Below are 19,901 nucleotides of genomic sequence, written 5' to 3'. Positions count from 1 at the left end.
GAAATCCCGATCGGCCCGCGCTGCGGGCGCAAGGGTGGGGGAGCTATTGTTTTTGTAGCAAGCGCGCGGCGTCAAGCGCAAAGTAGGTGAGTACGCCGTCGGCGCCCGCGCGCTTGAAGGCAAGCAGGCTTTCGAGCATGACCGCGTCGTGGTCGAGCCAGCCGTTCTGTGCGGCGGCCTTGAGCATCGCGTATTCGCCGCTCACCTGGTAGGCGAAGGTGGGCACGTGGAACTCGTCTTTCACGCGGCGCACGATGTCCAGGTACGGCATGCCGGGCTTGACCATCACCATGTCGGCGCCTTCGGCAATGTCGAGCGCCACCTCGCGCAGCGCCTCGTCGCTGTTGCCCGGGTCCATCTGGTAGACCTTCTTGTTGCTCTTGCCGAGCGTGGCGGCCGAGCCCACGGCATCGCGGAACGGGCCGTAGAAGGCGCTGGCGTACTTGGCGCTGTAGGCCATGATCCGGGTGTGAACGTCGCCGCGGGACTCCAGCGCGGTACGAATGGCGCCGATGCGCCCGTCCATCATGTCGCTGGGCGCCACGATGTCGACGCCCGCCAGCGACTGTGTGAGCGCCTGCTTCGTCAGAACTTCAACAGTGGCGTCATTGATGATGTAGCCGGTGTCGTCGAGCAGGCCGTCCTGGCCGTGGCTGGTGTAGGGGTCGAGCGCCACGTCGGTCATCACGCCAAGCTCCGGAAAGCGCGCCTTCAGGGCGGCGACCACGCGCGGAATGAGCCCGTCGGGGTTGAAAGCCTCGTCGCCGCCGGGCGTCTTGAGGCCTGCATCGATCACCGGGAAAAGCGCCATCACCGGAATGCCGGCTTCCACGCACTGCTCCGCCACCGGCAGCAACAGGTCGAGACTCAGGCGCTCCACGCCCGGCATCGACGACACGGCATCGCGCTTTTTTTCACCTTCCTGCACGAACACGGGGTAGATGAGGTCGTGCGCCGTCAACGTGTGCTCCCTGACCAGGTTGCGGGTGAAAGTATCGCGGCGCAAGCGGCGGGGCCGGCCGGCCGGGTACATGGCGAAGGAGGGGGAAGGGCGCGTCATAGGCCGAAAATTGTGCCTGAAGCGCGGAACTGCGGCATGGCTCGGCAGCAGCAGTTGTCTGATAACAGGACAAATTAGTAGCTCAAAGGTTCTCTTTTTTTCTATAAAAATGTTAAAGAAAGTGGCTGAGTCGCTTGAAACCTTGTTTCGTCTTTGTTAAATTCTGAAGCGGGCGGCTTGCCGCTCCCCGCTTTTCCTCCCTGAGCGGGTGCCTTGATGTGTGACAGCAAAAGGGCTTCCCAGCCCGGCGTGAAGACGTCGGGCTTTTTTTTGCCTGCCGCTGGCATCGGCTCGGCAGGCAAAGGCCGGTGGGTGGCGCAGCCGGCCACTAAACTGCCTCCATGCTCTGGGTCAAATCTCTTCACATCGTATTCATTGCCAGCTGGTTCGCGGGGTTGTTCTATCTCCCGCGGATCTTCGTCAACCTGGCGATGGTGCCGCCCGAGTCCGTCGCGGAGCGTGAGCGTCTGCTGCTGATGGCGCGCAAGCTGCTGCGCTTCACGACTTTCCTGGCCGTCCCGGCGCTGGGATTCGGCCTGTGGCTCTGGCTGGGCTACGGCATCGGGCGCGGTCCCGGCAATGGCTGGATGCATGCCAAGCTGGCCCTGGTGCTCGTGGCCATCGGCTATCACCATGGTTGCGCGGTACTGCTGCGGCGTTTCATCGCAGGCGGCAACCGGCGCAACGACCGCTGGTTTCGCTGGTTCAATGAACTGCCTGTCCTGCTGCTGCTCGGCATCGTGGTGCTGGTGGTCGTCAAGCCGTTCTGAGCCCGGTGTCGAAGGTGGAGATGCAGCACAAGTCCGCCGCGCTGCCTCTTGCGCTCGCCTATGCGGCGCTGATCGTCTACGCCAGCCTGTATCCGTTTGCCGACTGGCGCGACCAGGGCATTGCGCCTTGGGCGTACCTGTCGGCGTCCTGGCCCAAATACTGGACGGGCTTCGATTTCGCGGTCAATGTCGCGGGCTACGTTCCCTTCGGGTTCCTGTGTGCGCTGGCCGTGTTGCGCACTCGCCAGGACGCCAGCGGCTGGCGCGCGATGCTGCGCGCCACCCTGGCCGGCGCGGCGCTGGCCTTTGCCATGGAGACGCTGCAAAGCTATCTCCCGGCGCGCATTCCTTCCAATGTGGATCTGGGCCTGAATACTTCCGGCGCTCTTCTGGGGGCGATGCTGGCCGCTGGGCTCGAGCGCCTGGGTGCGGTAGCGCACTGGAGCCGTACGCGCTCGCAGTGGTTCGTCGACGATTCGCGCGGCGCACTGGTGCTGCTGGCGCTGTGGCCGTTCGCCCTGTTGTTTCCGGCGGCGGTGACGTTCGGCCTCGGCCAGGTATTCGAGCGGCTGGAGGTCGCAATCTCCGAGTGGCTGCTCGACACACCTTTCATCGACTGGATGCCGCTGCGCCAGTTCGAACTCGAGCCGCTGGTGCCCGCTGCCGAGCTGCTGTGCGTGATGCTCGGCGCGCTGGTGCCCTGCCTGCTGGCTTTCCTGGTGACGCGCACGGTCGTGCGGCGCGCCGTGCTGCTGCCGCTCACGCTGCTGGCGGGCATTGGCGCGTCGGCGCTGTCGGCGGCGCTGAGCTATGGGCCCGAGCACGCCTGGGCCTGGCTGGGCCTGCCGGTGCAGGTGGGCATCGCAACGGCTCTTTTCGTGGGCGTGTTGTTGCTGGGCGCGCCGCGCCGGCTGTGCGCGGCCTTGCTGCTGGTGGGGCTTGTCATTCAGCTGAGCCTGTTGAACCAGGCGCCCGAGAGCGCGTATTTCGCGCAGACGCTGGCCACCTGGGAGCAGGGGCGCTTCATCCGCTTTCACGGCCTGGCGCAGTGGCTGGGTTGGCTCTGGCCGTTTGCGGTGCTTGCCTATGTGGTGGCCGCGCTGTCGCGGCGAGGCAAGGCAGTCGCCTGAAGCGAACGGCGGGCGTCACTAAAATCTACCGATGCCCAGTTCCACCTCTGCCGCGCCGCGCGGCTACTACGGCCGCCACATCTTCTTTTGCCTGAACGAGCGCAAGAACGGGGAGGACAGTTGCGCGCTGCACAACGCCCAGCAGGGCTTCGACCGCTGCAAGGCAAAGGTCAAGGAAGCGGGGCTGGCCGGGCCGGGCAAGGTGCGGGTCAACAAGGCGGGCTGCCTCGACCGCTGCGCGGGCGGCCCCGTGGCGGTGGTTTACCCCGAAGCGGTCTGGTACACCTTTGTCGATGCCGACGACATCGATGAAATCGTCGAGTCGCATCTGAAGAACGGCGAAGTCGTCGAGCGCCTCTTGCTGCCTCCTGATGTGGGCCGCTGAACTTTTTCCGAAATTCCGCGCTCGTACCGTGCGCTCGGCGCGCCGCGGCCATGCAGTCCTGATCCTTGCACCATGAACTCCCAGACCGAAAACATCCGTCTCCAAGGCGCCGCCGGCGTCATCGAGGTCCAGCGCGATCTGCCGGCCGACGCCTCCCGCGGCATTGCGGTCATCGCCCATCCCCATCCGTTGTTCGGCGGCACCATGGACAACAAGGTGGTGCAGACCCTGGCGCGTGCTTTCGTCGCCTGCGGCTGGACGGCGGTGCGCTTCAACTTCCGCGGCGTGGGCGCGAGCGAAGGCGCGCACGACGAGGGCCGCGGCGAGTGCGAGGACATGCTCGATGTGGTGGGCCAGCTGGCCGCAGAGGGACCGCTGGCCATTGCAGGGTTTTCGTTCGGCGCTTTCGTTGCGAGCTGCGCGGCCGAAAAGCTCTGGGCTTCGCGCGACGTGCGGCAACTCGTGCTGGTGGGAACGGCGGCTTCGCGCTTCTCGGTGGCCACGCTGCCCGCCGAGGCGCACGAGCGCACGTTGGTGGTCCACGGCGAAGCTGACGACACGGTGTCGCTGGCGGCCGTCATGGACTGGGCGCGGCCGCAGTCACTTCCTGTCACGGTTGTCCCCGGGGGCGGCCATTTCTTTCACGGACAATTGCCGCTGCTCAAAAGCTTGGTCGTCCGCCATCTGCGCGCGGGCGCCGCATGAAGCCCCGCGGGCTTGTTTCGTTTTCTCCAATTTTTCCCATGAATCGTTTTTTTGACGCATTTCGCGCGCTGGTGCTCGCCGCCGCCGCATCGGTTTGCATGATTGCTGCCGCCCAGGTGCCGGCGCCGCCCGAAATTGCCGCGCGCAGCTACCTGCTGCTCGACGTCACAGCCAACCAGATCCTGGCGCAGAAAGACATCGACAGCCCCGTCGAGCCCGCCTCGCTCACCAAGCTGATGTCGGCGTACATCGTGTTCGATGCCTTGCGCGCCAAGAAGATCACGCTGAACCAGACCTTCCCGGTCAGCCAGCGCGCCTGGAAGATGCCGGGCTCCCGCATGTTCATCGACCCCAAGATGCAGGTGCCGGTCGAAGACCTGATCAAGGGACTGATCGTGCAGTCGGGCAACGACGCCACCGTGGCGCTGGCCGAAGGCGTCGGCGGCACCGTGGAGCACTTTGTCGAGCTCATGAACGCGCAAGCCAAGGCGCTGGGCATGAAGAACACGACCTACAAGAACCCCGAAGGCCTGACCGCGCCCGGCCACACCACCACGGCCCGCGACCTGAGCATTCTCGCGACACGCCTGGTGCGCGACTTCCCGGAAGAAGCCAAGTACTACGCCATCAAGAAGTACCGCTACCCGGGCACACCTTCCACCAACGACACCAACCGCAACCTGTTGCTGTTCCGCGATCCGACGGTGGACGGCCTCAAGACCGGCCATACCGACGCCGCGGGCTATTGCATGATTGCCACGGCCAAGCGCGACTTTCCCAACCTGACCGGCGGCCGCCGCCTGCTGTCGATCGTGCTGGGCACTTCGGGTGAGACCGTGCGCGCCAACGAGTCGCAAAAACTGCTGAACTGGGGCTACACCGCCTACGACGCCGTTCGCCTGTTCGATGCCGGCCAGCCGGCTGCCACGCCGGCGGTCTGGAAGGGCAAGGCCAATACCCTCAAGCTTGGCCGGCCCGAAGCCATCGTGGTTGCGGTACCAGCCGGTACCGCCAGCAAGATCAAGACCCAGGTGGCGCGCCCCGAGCCACTGGTGGCGCCGTTCACCAAGTTCCAGCCTGTGGGCTCGCTCAAGGTGACCCTGGACGACCAGCCCCTGGCCGACGTTCCGCTGGTGGCGCTGGAAGGCGTCGAGCAAGCGGGTGTCTTCGGCCGCGCCTGGGACGCCGTGCGGCTCTGGATCAAGTAATTTCGCGCGCCGTCGTGCCATTCATTTGCCGGTAACGGGGGCGACTGCTATACTCGTGGGCTTTTCGGAATTTTCCGAAGGGTTTCACGTTTTCGTTATTCCCGGCCTCCTTGAGTCACGACAAGGGCGGTTTACAGCCAAGGCCGGGTTGTTTTGGGACTAATTCATTCATGCCAACCATCAATCAACTGGTGCGTCAGGGTCGAACGGTCGAAAAGATCAATTCGAAGAGCCCTGCCATGCAGAACTCGCCGCAACGCCGCGGTGTCTGCACCCGCGTCTACACCACGACGCCAAAGAAGCCCAACTCGGCGCTTCGTAAAGTTGCCAAGGTCCGTCTGACCAATGGCTTCGAAGTCATTTCCTACATCGGCGGCGAAGGCCACAACCTGCAAGAACACAGCGTCGTGCTGGTTCGCGGCGGTCGCGTCAAGGACTTGCCCGGTGTTCGCTACCACATCGTGCGCGGTTCGCTCGACTTGCAAGGCGTGAAAGACCGCAAGCAGTCGCGCTCCAAGTACGGCGCCAAGCGCCCCAAGAAGGCTTAAGCCTTCCTGTCGTCAAAAAACAAGCGGTGTTCGGTTGCCTTGGCGGGCACATCGAACGAAGTGACCCACTGTCGGGTCGAGTAAGTGAGAGTCCGGAATGGCTCTCGCGGTGCCGGAAGCGGCGCCAACTGAAGCAAAGAGGTTAGTAACATGCCACGTCGTCGCGAAGTCCCCAAACGTGAAATCCTGCCGGATCCCAAGTACGGCAATGTCGAACTGTCGAAATTCATGAACGTGATCATGGAAGGCGGCAAGAAGGCGGTAGCCGAGCGCATCATTTATGGCGCGCTCGACTTCATCGAAAAGAAGAACCCCGACAAGGACCCGCTCGAAGCTTTCACCGTTGCCATCAACAACGTGAAGCCGATGGTCGAAGTCAAGTCGCGCCGCGTTGGCGGTGCCAACTACCAGGTGCCGGTCGAAGTGCGTCCGGTGCGCCGTCTGGCGCTCTCGATGCGCTGGATCAAGGAAGCCGCTCGCAAGCGCGGCGAAAAGTCGATGGCCCTGCGTTTGGCCAACGAACTGATGGAAGCCACCGAAGGCCGTGGCGGCGCCATGAAGAAGCGCGACGAAGTGCACCGCATGGCAGAAGCCAACCGGGCTTTCAGCCACTTCCGCTTCTAAAAATCAAACTTCGCTTGGGCGTTGGGTATTGAGTGTCGGGCGACGTCGCCCGTGCTCAAGGCCCAGCGCTCAACGCATTTAACCCGAAAGTAAATCATGTCCCGCAAGACCCCCATCGAGCGCTACCGCAACATCGGCATCTCCGCGCACATCGACGCCGGCAAGACCACGACGACCGAGCGCATCCTGTTCTACACCGGCGTGAACCACAAGATCGGTGAAGTGCACGATGGCGCCGCCACGATGGACTGGATGGAGCAAGAGCAAGAGCGTGGCATCACGATCACCTCGGCTGCGACCACCTGCTTCTGGAAGGGCATGGCCCAGAATTTCCCCGAGCACCGCATCAACATCATCGACACCCCCGGCCACGTGGACTTCACCATTGAAGTCGAGCGCTCGATGCGCGTGCTGGACGGTGCCGTGATGGTGTACGACGCCGTTGGCGGCGTGCAGCCCCAGTCGGAAACCGTCTGGCGCCAGGCCAACAAGTACAAGGTGCCCCGCCTCGCGTTCGTCAACAAGATGGACCGCACCGGTGCGAACTTCCTGCGCGTTCGCCAGATGATGATCGACCGCCTGAAGGCCAACCCCGTCGTGATCCAGATCCCGATCGGCGCCGAAGACAAGTTCCAGGGCATCGTCGACCTCGTGAAGATGAAGGCCATCATCTGGGACGAAGACAAGGGTGTGACCTTCACCTACGGCGAGATCCCGGCCGACCTGGTCGACGTCTGCAACGAGTACCACGAGAAGCTGGTCGAAGCCGCCGCCGAAGCCAGCGAAGAGCTGATGAACAAGTACCTCGAAGGCGAGAAGCTCTCCGAGGAAGAAATCAAGAAGGCCATTCGCCAACGCACCATCGCCGGTGAAATCCAGCCAATGCTGTGCGGCTCGGCCTTCAAGAACAAGGGCGTGCAAGCCATGCTCGACGCGGTCATCGAATACATGCCCGCACCGACCGACATTCCCCCGGTTGCCGGCACCGACGAAAGCGAAGCACCGGTGGTGCGCAAGGCCGACGACGAAGAGAAGTTCTCGGCGCTCGCGTTCAAGCTGATGACCGATCCGTTCGTGGGCCAGCTGACCTTCGTGCGCGTTTATTCGGGCGTGCTCTCCAAGGGCGACAGCGTCTACAACCCGGTGCGCGGCAAGAAAGAGCGTATCGGCCGTATCGTGCAAATGCACGCGAACAACCGCGAAGAAGTCAGCGAAATCCGCGCCGGCGACATCGCCGCGTGCGTGGGCCTGAAGGAAGTGACCACGGGCGAAACCCTGTGCGATCCGGATGCCGTCGTGACGCTGGAGCGCATGGTGTTCCCGGAATCGGTGATCTCGCAGGCCGTCGAGCCCAAGACCAAGGCCGACCAGGAAAAGATGGGTATCGCCCTGCAGCGCCTCGCGCAGGAAGACCCCTCGTTCCGCGTCAAGACCGACGAAGAATCGGGCCAGACCATCATTTCGGGCATGGGCGAGCTGCACCTCGAAATCATCGTGGACCGCATGAAGCGCGAGTTCGGCGTGGAAGCCAACGTGGGCAAGCCGCAAGTGGCCTACCGCGAAACGATCCGCAAGACCGTCGAAGAAGCCGAAGGCAAGTTCGTGCGCCAGTCGGGCGGCAAGGGCCAGTACGGCCACGTCGTGCTCAAGATCGAGCCGCAGGAAGCCGGCAAGGGCTTCGAATTCGTCGACGCCATCAAGGGCGGTGTGGTTCCTCGCGAATACATTCCCGCGGTGGAAAAGGGCGTTGTGGAAGCACTGACGCAAGGCGTGCTGGCGGGCTACCCCGTCGTGGACGTCAAGGTCACGCTGCACTTCGGTTCGTACCACGACGTGGACTCGAACGAAATGGCGTTCAAGATGGCCGCGATCTTCGGTTTCAAGGAAGGCGCCCGCAAGGCCAACCCGGTCATCCTCGAGCCGATGATGGCCGTGGAAGTCGAAACGCCTGAAGACTACGCCGGCAACGTGATGGGCGACCTGTCCTCACGCCGCGGCATGGTGCAGGGCATGGACGACATGGTCGGTGGCGGCAAGGCCATCAAGGCCGAAGTGCCGCTGTCGGAAATGTTCGGCTACTCGACCACGCTGCGCTCGATGTCGCAAGGCCGCGCCACGTACACGATGGAGTTCAAGCACTACGCTGAAGCTCCGCGCAACGTTGCGGAAGCGATCGTCGCTGCTCGCGCAAAGTAATGTCTTTGCGGGACAGACCAAGATTTGCGCAGCAAATTTGCTCTGTCCCCAACTGACTAAAAGAACGTAGGGTGGCGCACGGCGCCGCCCAACTTGTCTGCGATCCGGTGCCGCCGCGTTCCCGTGCGAGGCGAACCAGCAATCGGGTGCAGACATAAAACCAATGCACGGGAATGCTCTTTCAAGGATTGAAAAATGGCAAAAGGTAAATTCACCCGCACCAAGCCGCACGTGAACGTGGGCACGATCGGTCACGTTGACCACGGCAAGACCACGCTGACGGCTGCGATCGCGACGGTGCTGTCGGCCAAGTTCGGCGGCGAAGCCAAGGCCTACGACCAGATCGACGCGGCGCCCGAAGAAAAGGCCCGCGGCATCACCATCAACACCGCCCACGTCGAGTACGAAACGGCCAACCGCCACTACGCCCACGTGGACTGCCCCGGCCACGCCGACTACGTCAAGAACATGATCACCGGCGCAGCCCAGATGGACGGCGCCATTCTCGTGTGCTCGGCCGCCGACGGCCCCATGCCCCAGACCCGCGAGCACATCCTGCTGGCGCGCCAGGTGGGTGTGGGCTACATCATCGTCTTCCTGAACAAGTGCGACATGGTCGACGACGCCGAACTGCTCGAGCTGGTCGAAATGGAAGTGCGCGAACTCCTCGACAAGTACGAGTTCCCTGGCGACGACACCCCCATCATCCACGGCTCGGCCAAGCTCGCCCTCGAAGGCGACAAGGGCAAGCTCGGTGAAGAAGCCATCATGAAGCTGGCCGAGGCCCTCGACAGCTACATCCCGACGCCCGAGCGCGCCGTGGACGGCACCTTCCTGATGCCTGTGGAAGACGTGTTCTCGATCTCCGGCCGCGGCACCGTGGTGACTGGCGCCGTCGAGCGCGGCGTGATCAAGGTCGGCGAGGAAATCGAGATCGTCGGCATTCGCCCGACCGTCAAGACCACCTGCACCGGCGTGGAAATGTTCCGCAAGCTGCTCGACCAAGGTCAAGCGGGCGACAACGTCGGCGTGCTTCTGCGCGGCACCAAGCGCGAAGAAGTCGAGCGCGGCCAAGTGCTGTGCAAGCCCGGCTCGATCAAGCCGCACACGCACTTCACCGCCGAGGTGTACGTGCTGTCCAAGGACGAAGGCGGCCGTCACACGCCGTTCTTCAACAACTACCGTCCGCAGTTCTACTTCCGCACGACGGACGTGACCGGCGCGATCGAGCTGCCCAAGGACAAGGAAATGGTCATGCCTGGCGACAACGTCAGCATCACCGTGAAGCTGATCAACCCGATCGCGATGGAAGAAGGCCTGCGCTTCGCCATCCGTGAAGGCGGCCGCACCGTGGGTTCGGGCGTCGTGGCAAAGATCCTCGACATCTAAGCCGGACGCAAAGGAATCACCATGGCTACCAAGCAAAAAATCCGCATCCGCCTGAAGGCTTTCGACTACAAGCTGATCGACCAGTCGGCAGCCGAAATCGTCGATACCGCCAAGCGCACCGGCGCGATCGTCAAGGGCCCCGTGCCCCTGCCGACCCGCATGAAGCGTTTCGACATCCTGCGTTCGCCGCACGTCAACAAGACGTCGCGCGACCAGCTCGAGATCCGCACGCACCAGCGCCTGATGGACATCGTCGACCCCACCGACAAGACCGTGGACGCGCTGATGAAGCTCGACCTGCCGGCCGGTGTGGACGTCGAAATCAAGCTGCAATAAACGTTGCGGCCTCGTGCCGCATTTTGTGACAAAGCCCGCCTGCAGAAATGCAGGCGGGCTTTGTCTTTTGTCGCGCGGATGTGGCATCCTCGCCGGCGGCGGCCTCATCAGTTGAGGCGTGGTCGGCTGGAACGAGGCAGCGCAGCATGAGACATGGCAACTCTTTGGCGTCGGGTGTGATGGCATGTATGGCAGCGGCAGCGTTGCTGGCCGGCTGCGGTGGTGGCGGAGGCGGTGGAGGCGGTGGAGGGGGCGGCGGGATTCCGTTCTTGCCTGTCACTCCCCCGTCGGCGGGCTCGGTCACGGTGAGCGGAAAGGCCACCTATGAATCCGTGCCGAATCCGAACGGCACCCTGGTTTATGGCAGCTCCACGCCAAGGCCCGTGCGCGGCGCCGCGGTGGAAGTGCTCAATGGGGACACTTCCGCGCAACTGGCCACGGCAACCACCGACGACAACGGCGCCTACTCCGTGTCCGTTCCCGCGAACACCGCGGTTACGGTACGTATCAAAGCGCAACTGTCACGCAGCGGCCCGGGTCCGAGCTGGGATGTGACGGTGCGAGACAACACCCGGTCCAATGCGCTGTACTCGATGCAGAGCCCGACATTCTCATCGGGCAGCGCGGCGATCGTGCGCGACCTTCATGCGCCTTCGGGCTGGGGTGGTTCGAGCTACACCGAAGACCGGGTTGCGGCGCCTTTCGCCATCCTGGACACGGTCTACACCTCGATGCAGAAAGTAGTATCGGCGGCGCCTGCGGCGGCTTTTCCGGCACTGCGTGTGTTCTGGAGTGCCAACAATGCGCCGTCTCCCGGCAGCGTTGCGGCGGGGCAGATCGGCACCACATTCTTTGTCAGCAGAAACAGCGGGCGCGAAATCTACGTGCTCGGCAAGGAAGACGTGGACACCGACGAATACGACAACTCGGTGATCGCGCATGAATGGGGCCACTACTACCAATCGGCCTTCAGCCGTGACGATTCGATGGGCGGCTCCCATTCGCAGAGCCAGCGCCTCGATCGCAGGCTGGCCTTTTCCGAAGGCTGGGGCAATGCCTGGTCGGGCATCGCGCTCGAGCGCCGGAACTATGTCGACTCGGGCGGTCCCCAGCAGTCGGCAGCGCAGTTCAGCATCAATATCGACCTTGCCGCAGGCGCCGCAACAACGCCGGGCTGGTTCCGCGAACCTTCGATCCAGTCGATCTTCTGGAATCTCAACCAACAGGTCGGTTTCAAACCCATCCATGACACGCTGACCAGCGCTCAGTTCAGGGGCGGCGCCGCGGTCACGTCGATCCATCCGTTCTCCGCTGCTTTCAATGCAGCGGCGCCAGCGAGCGCCCCGTCGCTGGCCACGCTGCTCGCGGGACAAGGCATCAATGCGACGGGGAACGACCCCTACGGAGGTGCGGAGACGAACGACGGCGGAATTCCGCTCACGCTGCCGATGTACAGGCCCCTCGTCGTCGGCAGCCCGACGCAGGCTTGCGTTTCCAACACGGCCGGAAGCGACAACAAGCACGGCAGCTTTTCCTACCTTCGCTTCACCGCGCCCGCCAGCCGCAGCTATCAGATCGTCGTCGACGGAGGGCCGCCTGGCGCAAGCCCCGATTTCGACATCTTCAGGGGCGGATTGATTGCCCGGGAAAGCAGCACCGTCAGCCTTCCGTCCGGCGAGTACGTTCTTGCCGTATCGGACCTCAACAATTCCGGAGCGCAGACATGCTTCAACGTCTCCGTCCAGTAGCAAGAAGGGCTGCCATGAACATCCGCTCGAGTTCGGTGACGGCCGTCGCATGCCTCACGCTGGCCACGATGTCGGCACCGGCCATGGCAGATGGCGAGCCCGGAGCGCGCAGCGCCAAGCCCAAGCATCCGGCCGTGCAGCAGCGGAGCGCTCCCATGACGACGGCGCCGCAAAAACCCGGCAGTTCCGGGGTCAAGCTCCAATACCGCCTGGAATCGACCCCTCAGCTCGGCCGGACCACGGCTGTCGTTCTGCAGTTCGACGACGTAACTGCGGCTGATGGTGCGACGGTCCGCCTGGTTGCGGACAGTGGCCTCACCCTACAGGGAAGCAGCACGCTCGCGCTGCCCGCGGGCAAGCGGTCCACGGCCACGATTGCCGTGGTGAGCGAGGCCGAAGGCCTGGCCTACCTCAATGTGTTCATCACCCAGGATGGCGCCTCGAGCGCGGTTTCGATCCCTATCCAGACCGGTTCGGTGGCGCCAACTCTCAAGTCCACCGGTGAAATGAAGCCCACCCCTGGGGGCGACAGCATCATCACGATGCCTGTCAAATAAGCAAAAAGCGGCCCGAATCGGGGCAAAAAGCTCCTTTGGGCCGCCCCGCAACGCTACTTGCACGGCGCCCGCATAGCGGGCTATAATCGCTGGCTCTGCCCTTGTTGCGTCCCTATGGATGCCATGAGTGCGGAGATTTATCAACCTTCTTCCGCAAGCCGGGAAGCCTTCGGGCGATCGGCTAAACGCTGTTGCCAATTGAAGTGACAGCGGCGAAAGAGGATCCATTTTTGGAGAAAACAAATGAGTCTGAGCAACTCCCTCGGGTTGCTGGGCCGCAAGGTGGGGATGATGCGTCTCTTCACCGATGACGGGGACGCAGTTCCTGTCACGGTGGTGGATGTGTCCAACAACCGTGTGACCCAGATCAAGTCGCAAGAGACCGACGGCTACGTCGCGCTGCAAGTGACGTTCGGTTCGCGCAAGGCATCGCGCGTGACCAAGCCCCAAGCCGGCCACCTCGCCAAGGCGGGTGTCGAAGCTGGTGAAATCATCCGCGAATTCCGCGTGACCGCCGATACCGCAGGTCAGCACAAGGCTGGTGGCGTCATTGCCGCGAGCAGCGTGTTCTCCGTGGGCCAGAAGGTCGACGTGCAAGGCACCTCGATCGGTAAGGGCTACGCCGGTACCATCAAGCGCCACAACATGAGCTCGCAACGCGCGTCGCACGGTAACAGCCGTTCGCACAACGTTCCCGGCTCGATCGGCATGGCACAAGACCCCGGTCGCGTGTTCCCCGGCAAGCGCATGACGGGCCACCTCGGCGACGTCACCAAGACGACGCAGAACCTCGATGTGTTCCGCATCGACGAAGCGCGTCAACTGCTGCTCATCAAGGGCGCGATCCCGGGCGCAAAGGGTGGCTTCGTCACCGTGCGTCCCGCCATCAAGGCCAAGCCGCAAGCGGCTGAAGGAGCGAAGTAATGCAACTCGAACTCCTGAACGAACAAGGCCAGGCCGCGTCGAAGTACGACGCCCCCGAGACCGTGTTCGGCCGTGACTACAACGAAGACCTGGTTCACCAGATCGTCGTTGCGTTCCAGGCCAACGCCCGCCAAGGCACGCGCGCCCAGAAGGACCGCGAGCAGGTCAAGCACTCGACCAAGAAGCCTTTCAAGCAAAAGGGAACGGGCCGCGCCCGTGCCGGTATGACGTCCTCGCCGCTGTGGCGCGGGGGTGGCCGGATTTTCCCGAACATGCCTGACGAAAACTTCTCGCAGAAGATCAACAAGAAGATGTACCGCGCCGGCATGGCCGCCATCTTCTCGCAGCTCGCTCGCGAAGGCCGTCTGGCCGTGGTGGATTCGCTGACTGTGGATTCGCCCAAGACGAAGCCGCTGGCAGCCCGTTTCAAGGCAATGAATCTCGAGTCCGTGCTCGTGATCGCCGAAGAAGTCGACGAAAACCTGTACCTTGCCTCGCGCAATCTGGTGAACGTTCTCGTGGTCGAACCCCGTTACGCCGATCCGGTGTCGCTGGTTCACTACAAGAAGGTGCTGGTCACCAAGGGTGCCGTCGACAAGCTCAAGGAGATGTTCGCATGAGCCGCGTGAACCCTACCGCCGCTGAACGTACGTTCGAAGAAGGCCGCCTGATGGCGGTGCTGGTCGCCCCGATCGTGTCCGAAAAGGCCACGATGGTCGGCGAGAAGTCGAACGCTGTCACTTTCAAGGTGCTGCAAGACGCCACCAAGCCCGAGATCAAGGCCGCTGTCGAACTGATGTTCAAGGTCGAAGTCCAGGGCGTGTCGGTGCTCAACACCAAGGGCAAGACCAAGCGCTTTGGCAAGTCCATCGGCCGCCGCGACAACGTTCGCAAGGCCTATGTGACCCTGAAGCCCGGTCAAGAGCTCAACCTCGTCGGGGAAGGCGCTTAATCATGGCCGTCATCAAGATGAAACCCACTTCGCCGGGCCAACGCGGCGCGGTGAAGATTTCGCGGGACCACCTGTTCAAGGGTGCTCCTCACGCGCCTCTGCTGGAGCCCCAGTTCCAGAAGGCCGGCCGCAACAACAACGGCCACATCACGATCCGTCATCGTGGCGGCGGTGCCAAGCACCACTACCGCGTTGTCGACTTCGTGCGCAACAAGGACGGCATCCCGGCCAAGGTCGAACGTATCGAATACGACCCGAACCGCACCGCCCACATTGCCCTGGTCTGCTACGCCGACGGCGAGCGCCGCTACATCATCGCCCCGCGCGGTCTTGAAGCCGGTGCAACGCTGCTGAGCGGTTCGGAAGCCCCGATCCGCGCCGGCAACACGCTGCCGATCCGCAACATTCCGGTCGGCTCGACGATCCACTGCATCGAACTGCAGCCCGGCAAGGGCGCGCAGATCGCGCGTTCGGCCGGCACGTCGGCCACGCTGCTGGCTCGCGAAGGCGTCTACGCCCAGGTCCGTATGCGTTCGGGTGAGGTGCGCCGCATCCACATCGAATGCCGCGCCACCATTGGTGAAGTCGCAAACGAAGAGCACAGCCTGCGCCAACTCGGCAAGGCCGGTGTGAAGCGTCACATGGGTATTCGCCCGACCGTTCGCGGCGTGGTGATGAACCCGGTCGACCACCCGCACGGTGGTGGCGAAGGCAAGACCGGCGAAGGCCGCCATCCTGTCGACCCATGGGGCAACCTGACCAAGGGCTACCGTACCCGTAACAACAAGCGCACGCAGGTCTTCATCGTGTCGCGCCGCAAGAAGTAAGGGATAGCAAATGACTCGCTCTCTCAAAAAGGGTCCGTTTGTTGACCATCACCTCGTGGCCAAGGCCGACAAGGCCGTGACGACGAAGGACAAGAAGCCGATCAAGACCTGGTCGCGCCGCTCGATGGTTCTGCCCGAGTTCATCGGCCTGACCATTGCCGTGCACAACGGCAAGCAGCACGTGCCCGTGTACATCACCGACCAGATGGTCGGCCACAAGCTCGGCGAATTTGCGCTCACGCGCACGTTCAAGGGGCACCCCGCGGACAAGAAAGTCCAGAAGAAGTAAGGAACGACCATGTCTGAAACACGTGCAGTCCTCCGCGGTGTCCGCCTCTCGGTCGACAAGGGCCGTCTGGTCGCTGACCTGATCCGCGGCAAGAAGGTTGATCAAGCGCTCAACGTTCTGCAATTCACGCAGAAAAAAGCCGCTGTGATCATCAAGAAGGTGCTCGAGTCGGCAATTGCCAACGCCGAGCACAACGATGGCGCCGATATCGACGAACTGAAGGTCAAGACCATCTACGTCGAACAGGGCGCAACGCTCAAGCGCTTCACGGCGCGAGCCAAGGGTCGCGGTAACCGCATCAGCAAGCCCACGTGCCATGTGTACGTGACGGTTGGCAACTAAGAACGCCTGGAAGAAATATGGGACAGAAAATCCATCCGACCGGCTTCCGCCTTGCGGTTACCCGTAACTGGTCCAGCCGCTGGTACGCAAGCGACCGCGATTTCGCGGGCATGCTGGCCGAAGACATCAAGGTTCGCGAATACCTCAAGAAGAAGCTGAAGAACGCTTCGGTGTCGCGCGTCATGATCGAGCGTCCCGCCAAGAACGCACGCATCACGATCTACTCGGCTCGTCCGGGCGTCGTGATCGGCAAGAAGGGCGAAGACATCGAGAACCTCAAGCGCGAACTGGGCAAGCAGCTCGGCGTGCCGGTGGCAGTGAACATCGAAGAAGTGCGCAAGCCCGAAATCGATGCCCAGCTGATCGCCGACAGCATCACGCAGCAGCTCGAAAAGCGGATCATGTTCCGCCGCGCCATGAAGCGCGCCATGCAAAACGCCATGCGTCTGGGTGCCCAAGGCATCAAGATCATGTCGGCTGGCCGCCTGAACGGTATCGAAATCGCTCGTACCGAGTGGTATCGCGAAGGTCGCGTGCCCCTCCACACGCTGCGCGCCGACATCGACTACGGCACCTCGGAAGCCAAGACCACCTACGGCGTCATCGGCGTCAAGGTCTGGGTCTACAAGGGCGACACGCTGGGTCGTAACGACCTGCCGGCCGTCGAAACGCCGCGTCCCGACGAAGAGCGTCGTCCGCGTGGTCCCCGCCGTGATGGCCGTCCTGGTGGCGACCGTCCGGGTGGCGACCGTCGTGGTCCCGGCCCTCGCGCCGGTGCCCGTGGCCCGATCGGTGGCAACACCGCACCGGCCGACGGCAGCGACAAGCCCGCAGAAGCTACTGGCGCAGCTCCCGCTGCTCCGGGTGCAGACTCGAAACCCGCCGTTAAGCGCGTCCGCAAAGCCGCGCCAGCTGCAGCAGCTGACGGTGCCAAGACCGAGTGATCGGTCTTAGAACTACGGAGTATTAAAAATGCTGCAACCTGCACGCAGAAAGTTCCGCAAGGAACAAAAGGGCCGCAACACAGGCATCGCAACCACGGGTAACTCGGTTGCGTTCGGTGACTTCGGTCTCAAATGCACCGACCGCGGCCGCCTCACGGCGCGCCAGATCGAAGCCGCTCGCCGCGCGATTTCGCGTCACGTGAAGCGCGGTGGCCGTATCTGGATCCGCGTGTTCCCGGACAAGCCGATCTCTACCAAGCCCGCCGAAGTGCGGATGGGTAACGGTAAGGGCAACCCCGAGTACTACGTCGCTGAAATCCAGCCTGGCAAGATCGTGTTCGAGATCGTCGGCGTGCCCGAAGAACTCGCCCGCGAAGCGTTCCGCCTGGCCGCCGCCAAGCTTCCGCTGCGTACGACGTTCGTCGCTCGCCAGCTCGGCGCCTGAGAGGAGAACATCCATGGCAACACGTAAGAAAAAAGAAACCGCGGCTCCGGCCAAGGTGACCAAGGCTGCAACCCTGCGTACGAAGGACGTCGCAGGCCTGCAAGCTGAAATCAAGGACCTGCAGAAGGCCCATTTCGGTCTGCGCATGCAGAAAGCCACGCAACAGCTGTCGAACACCTCGACGCTGCGCGTGACGCGCCGCGACATCGCGCGCGCCAAGACCATTCTTGCTCAGAAGCAGCAAGAAACCCAAGCCGCCAAGTAAGGAGTGAACATGACGGAAGCTAAAAAATCCCTCAAGCGCACCTTGATCGGCAAGGTGGTCAGCGACAAGCGTGCCAAGACCGTGACCGTGCTGGTCGAGCGCCGTGTGAAGCACGAGCTCTACGGCAAGATCGTGGCCAAGACGAGCAAGTACCACGCCCATGACGAAAAGGGCGAGTACAAGCTGGGCGACACCATCGAGATCACGGAAAGCCGTCCGATCTCGAAGACCAAGAACTGGGTCGTGACCCGTCTGGTCGAGAAGGCCGTGCTGGTCTGATCGCTGGTTGATCTGCATCGGGAAGCCTTCTTGAAGGCAACCCAAACCGAAACGGCCCACAATGTGGGCCGTTTTTCTTTTTCAGGAGCATCTAGATGATCAAAGTCGGCGACACCCTTCCTTCGGCAACCCTGCAGGAATATTCCGAGGTCGAGGGCGAAGGCTGCAGCATCGGCCCGAACCCGGTGGACGTGAGCAAGGCCACGGCCGGCAAGACCATCGCGCTGTTCGCGCTGCCGGGCGCCTTCACGCCCACCTGCTCGGCCAAGCACGTGCCTGGCTATGTGCAGCACTTCGATGATTTCAAGGCCGCCGGCGTGGACGAGATCTGGTGCGTGAGCGTGAACGACGCGTTCGTGATGGGCGCCTGGGCGCGCGACCAGAAGACCGGCACCAAGGTACGCATGCTGGCCGACGGCAGCGCCGATTTCGCCAAGGCGACGGGCCTGACGCTCGACCTGACCGCCCGCGGCATGGGCCTGCGCAGCAACCGCTATTCGATGCTCGTGAAGGATGGCAAGGTCGCGGCGCTCAACGTCGAAGCTCCGGGCAAGTTCGAGGTCAGCAACGCCGAGACGCTGCTGGCGCAAGCCCGCGGCTGAGCAACTAGAGATCGACCTTGAGGTAGTGCGCGCCCGCAATCGGGTTGTGATAGTAGGGCGGCACTTCCTCGAAGCCCAGGTCTTCATAGAGCGCCCGGGCCGATTCCATATCGTCCAGCGTGTCGAGCAGCACGCAGGCATAGCCCGCGCCGCGCGCCGCATCCAGGATGGCTTCGGCCAGCTGGCGGCCGACACCCAGGCCGCGAAAGCCGGGCCGCACGAACAGGCGCTTCATTTCGGCGGCATTCGCGTAGTCGGTGTTGTCGAGCGGGCGCAGGGCGCAGCAGCCCGCCACATGCGCCAGCGTTCCGTTGGGACGCATCAGGGTGGGCGCCTGTTGTCCTGCCGCTTCCTTGATATGAGCCGCGTCGACCAAGGCGAGCAGCAAGGCGCCTCGAGGCTCGGCATAGTCGCCTGGAAGTGTGGCGACTTCTTCTTCGAAATTCTGAAAGCACAGGTCGATGCCCAGCGAAGCCGCGTAGTCGCGAAAAATCGCGCGTGCCGCATCGATCTCCTGGGCTTCGTCGGGCGTCAGGAGCACAACGGCCGGCGTGTCGGCCAGCGGCAAGGGGCGTGAAACCGAAAAGCTCATATGCGCAGCGATGCAACCCAGTACGCCACGCCCGCGCACACCGCGAACAGGACCAGCGCGAGTCCTCGGGAAGCGGCATCGTCCCGGCTGGGCGCCACCTGGCTGCCGGCCGGCCTGATCAGCTTGTCGCCGGAAACCATCGGCCGCACCAGCCGATGCCGCTTGATCAGGACATAGAACAGCACCGCCAGCACGTGCAGGCTGACCAGCGCGATCACGATCGTTTTTCCCTGTGCCTTGTGCCAGCCGGTCGCAAGGCTCACCAAATCGCCTGACACAAAGCGTGTGAGCGGGCCCGCCGCGGAAATTTCATCGTCCGCCACCAGCCCGGTGGCAACCTGGAGCGCCAGCACCGCCAGAACGGCAAATACAGACAAGGCGCCCAGCGGTGTGTGGCCGATCATGTGATCCGGATGGGCTCTCCCGCGCAGATAGGCAACGACCGAGCCCGGTCCGTAGAAGAAGGAGGCAAAACGCGACCAGCGCCCGCCTACGAAGCCCCACAGCAGCCGAAACAGCAGCAGGGCAAGCACCACATAGCCCAGGCGGAAGTGCCATTCCATGACGCCGCCAAGTCCGGTGCCGATCAGGCCGATGACTGCGACGCTCAATGTCCAGTGGAAAACACGCGTCGGCAGATCCCAGATGCGCGCCCGCACGGGGGTGTCAGGCGCTGCGGCACGCATGGCGGCCACGGAGGAGTCGGTCATCGAGGAAGAAAAGTGCGCAAAAACTGCGGAAGGCGCAGGTTAGCAAAGTCTGGGGCGCCGTATGCATCGGGTTG

At 63.2% G+C, this 19,901-nt stretch carries 26 protein-coding genes; 23 read left to right on the top strand and 3 right to left on the bottom strand.

The genetic code is table 11. From position 1 onward, the window contains the following. Positions 1-43 precede the first annotated feature (43 nt). Positions 44-1,033, bottom strand: a complete 990-nt coding sequence (gene hemB / locus GOQ09_RS24205) for a porphobilinogen synthase (protein ID WP_157616837.1) — start codon at positions 1,031-1,033, stop codon at positions 44-46. 368 nt (positions 1,034-1,401) lie between these two features. Between hemB and GOQ09_RS24200 the strand changes: the two genes are divergently transcribed. From GOQ09_RS24200 to GOQ09_RS24090, 23 genes are all read left to right on the top strand, one after another. Then, positions 1,402-1,830: a CopD family protein gene (locus tag GOQ09_RS24200; protein ID WP_157616213.1), complete on the top strand. Its 429-nt coding sequence runs from the start codon at positions 1,402-1,404 to the stop codon at positions 1,828-1,830. 20 nt (positions 1,831-1,850) lie between these two features. Beyond that, a complete protein-coding gene (locus GOQ09_RS24195) occupies positions 1,851-2,960 on the top strand; it encodes a VanZ family protein (protein WP_207309897.1) in 1,110 nt (369 codons plus the stop codon). Between the two features lie 31 nt (positions 2,961-2,991). Further along, on the top strand, positions 2,992-3,345 hold the full coding sequence (locus GOQ09_RS24190; protein WP_157616212.1) for a (2Fe-2S) ferredoxin domain-containing protein: 354 nt from the start codon (positions 2,992-2,994) through the stop codon (positions 3,343-3,345). 72 nt (positions 3,346-3,417) lie between these two features. Beyond that, a complete protein-coding gene (locus GOQ09_RS24185; protein ID WP_157616211.1) occupies positions 3,418-4,050 on the top strand; it encodes an alpha/beta hydrolase in 633 nt (210 codons plus the stop codon). A gap of 38 nt (positions 4,051-4,088) precedes the next feature. After that, positions 4,089-5,258 (top strand): D-alanyl-D-alanine carboxypeptidase family protein, encoded by a 1,170-nt coding sequence (locus GOQ09_RS24180; RefSeq protein ID WP_157616210.1) that lies wholly within the window; start codon positions 4,089-4,091, stop codon positions 5,256-5,258. Between the two features lie 170 nt (positions 5,259-5,428). Continuing rightward, positions 5,429-5,806: a 30S ribosomal protein S12 gene (rpsL, locus tag GOQ09_RS24175; RefSeq protein WP_013543948.1), complete on the top strand. Its 378-nt coding sequence runs from the start codon at positions 5,429-5,431 to the stop codon at positions 5,804-5,806. A 150-nt stretch (positions 5,807-5,956) separates the two neighbouring features. Further along, positions 5,957-6,430: a 30S ribosomal protein S7 gene (gene rpsG / locus GOQ09_RS24170; protein ID WP_007829591.1), complete on the top strand. Its 474-nt coding sequence runs from the start codon at positions 5,957-5,959 to the stop codon at positions 6,428-6,430. Positions 6,431-6,526: 96 nt separating this feature from the next. Further along, on the top strand, positions 6,527-8,626 hold the full coding sequence (fusA, locus tag GOQ09_RS24165; protein WP_157616209.1) for an elongation factor G: 2,100 nt from the start codon (positions 6,527-6,529) through the stop codon (positions 8,624-8,626). Positions 8,627-8,821: 195 nt separating this feature from the next. Beyond that, on the top strand, positions 8,822-10,015 hold the full coding sequence (tuf, locus tag GOQ09_RS24160; protein WP_124962315.1) for an elongation factor Tu: 1,194 nt from the start codon (positions 8,822-8,824) through the stop codon (positions 10,013-10,015). Between the two features lie 21 nt (positions 10,016-10,036). Further along, on the top strand, positions 10,037-10,351 hold the full coding sequence (gene rpsJ / locus GOQ09_RS24155; protein WP_007838118.1) for a 30S ribosomal protein S10: 315 nt from the start codon (positions 10,037-10,039) through the stop codon (positions 10,349-10,351). A 269-nt stretch (positions 10,352-10,620) separates the two neighbouring features. Continuing rightward, complete coding sequence (locus GOQ09_RS24150; RefSeq protein ID WP_242630932.1) at positions 10,621-12,099, top strand: hypothetical protein; 1,479 nt, start codon at positions 10,621-10,623, stop codon at positions 12,097-12,099. Between the two features lie 14 nt (positions 12,100-12,113). Further along, positions 12,114-12,656, top strand: a complete 543-nt coding sequence (locus tag GOQ09_RS24145; protein ID WP_157616208.1) for a hypothetical protein — start codon at positions 12,114-12,116, stop codon at positions 12,654-12,656. Between the two features lie 243 nt (positions 12,657-12,899). After that, on the top strand, positions 12,900-13,580 hold the full coding sequence (gene rplC / locus GOQ09_RS24140) for a 50S ribosomal protein L3 (protein ID WP_157616207.1): 681 nt from the start codon (positions 12,900-12,902) through the stop codon (positions 13,578-13,580). Beyond that, positions 13,580-14,200, top strand: coding sequence for a 50S ribosomal protein L4 (gene rplD, locus GOQ09_RS24135; RefSeq protein ID WP_028259871.1), 621 nt, complete (start codon positions 13,580-13,582; stop codon positions 14,198-14,200). The genes rplC and rplD overlap by 1 nt, the downstream gene beginning before the upstream one ends. Beyond that, entirely contained in the window at positions 14,197-14,532 is a 336-nt protein-coding gene (gene rplW / locus GOQ09_RS24130) for a 50S ribosomal protein L23 (protein ID WP_007838129.1), read from the top strand. The genes rplD and rplW overlap by 4 nt, the downstream gene beginning before the upstream one ends. Positions 14,533-14,534: 2 nt before the next feature. Then, positions 14,535-15,359: a 50S ribosomal protein L2 gene (gene rplB, locus GOQ09_RS24125; protein ID WP_015867666.1), complete on the top strand. Its 825-nt coding sequence runs from the start codon at positions 14,535-14,537 to the stop codon at positions 15,357-15,359. 10 nt (positions 15,360-15,369) lie between these two features. Continuing rightward, positions 15,370-15,648 (top strand): 30S ribosomal protein S19, encoded by a 279-nt coding sequence (gene rpsS / locus GOQ09_RS24120; protein WP_007838132.1) that lies wholly within the window; start codon positions 15,370-15,372, stop codon positions 15,646-15,648. 9 nt (positions 15,649-15,657) lie between these two features. Continuing rightward, the gene (gene rplV, locus GOQ09_RS24115; RefSeq protein WP_007838134.1) at positions 15,658-15,990 is read left to right on the top strand and encodes a 50S ribosomal protein L22; all 333 of its coding nucleotides are present in this window, start codon (positions 15,658-15,660) and stop codon (positions 15,988-15,990) included. A 17-nt stretch (positions 15,991-16,007) separates the two neighbouring features. After that, positions 16,008-16,934 carry a 30S ribosomal protein S3 gene (gene rpsC, locus GOQ09_RS24110; RefSeq protein ID WP_093017295.1) on the top strand — a complete coding sequence of 309 codons (927 nt, stop codon included), beginning with the start codon at positions 16,008-16,010 and terminating at the stop codon, positions 16,932-16,934. A gap of 28 nt (positions 16,935-16,962) precedes the next feature. Further along, positions 16,963-17,379 (top strand): 50S ribosomal protein L16, encoded by a 417-nt coding sequence (gene rplP, locus GOQ09_RS24105; RefSeq protein ID WP_007838137.1) that lies wholly within the window; start codon positions 16,963-16,965, stop codon positions 17,377-17,379. Between the two features lie 55 nt (positions 17,380-17,434). Further along, positions 17,435-17,644: a 50S ribosomal protein L29 gene (gene rpmC / locus GOQ09_RS24100; protein WP_026284221.1), complete on the top strand. Its 210-nt coding sequence runs from the start codon at positions 17,435-17,437 to the stop codon at positions 17,642-17,644. Between the two features lie 9 nt (positions 17,645-17,653). Then, positions 17,654-17,923: a 30S ribosomal protein S17 gene (gene rpsQ / locus GOQ09_RS24095; RefSeq protein ID WP_015867662.1), complete on the top strand. Its 270-nt coding sequence runs from the start codon at positions 17,654-17,656 to the stop codon at positions 17,921-17,923. A 95-nt stretch (positions 17,924-18,018) separates the two neighbouring features. Further along, positions 18,019-18,525, top strand: coding sequence for a peroxiredoxin (locus GOQ09_RS24090; RefSeq protein ID WP_126749144.1), 507 nt, complete (start codon positions 18,019-18,021; stop codon positions 18,523-18,525). A 4-nt stretch (positions 18,526-18,529) separates the two neighbouring features. Here the strand turns inward: GOQ09_RS24090 and GOQ09_RS24085 are convergent, their stop codons facing one another. Together GOQ09_RS24085 and GOQ09_RS24080 are read right to left on the bottom strand one after the other, a co-directional pair. Beyond that, complete coding sequence (locus GOQ09_RS24085; RefSeq protein WP_157616206.1) at positions 18,530-19,117, bottom strand: GNAT family N-acetyltransferase; 588 nt, start codon at positions 19,115-19,117, stop codon at positions 18,530-18,532. Then, the gene (locus GOQ09_RS24080; protein WP_157616205.1) at positions 19,114-19,827 is read right to left on the bottom strand and encodes a cytochrome b/b6 domain-containing protein; all 714 of its coding nucleotides are present in this window, start codon (positions 19,825-19,827) and stop codon (positions 19,114-19,116) included. Before GOQ09_RS24080 ends, GOQ09_RS24085 begins: the two co-directional genes overlap by 4 nt. Positions 19,828-19,901 lie beyond the last annotated feature (74 nt).

The organism is Variovorax paradoxus (genome assembly GCF_009755665.1).
GTDB classification, from domain to species: Bacteria; Pseudomonadota; Gammaproteobacteria; order Burkholderiales; family Burkholderiaceae_C; genus Variovorax; species Variovorax paradoxus_G.
Note: the sequence above shows the minus strand (reverse complement) of the source record. Positions and strands in the feature narration are given on the sequence as shown.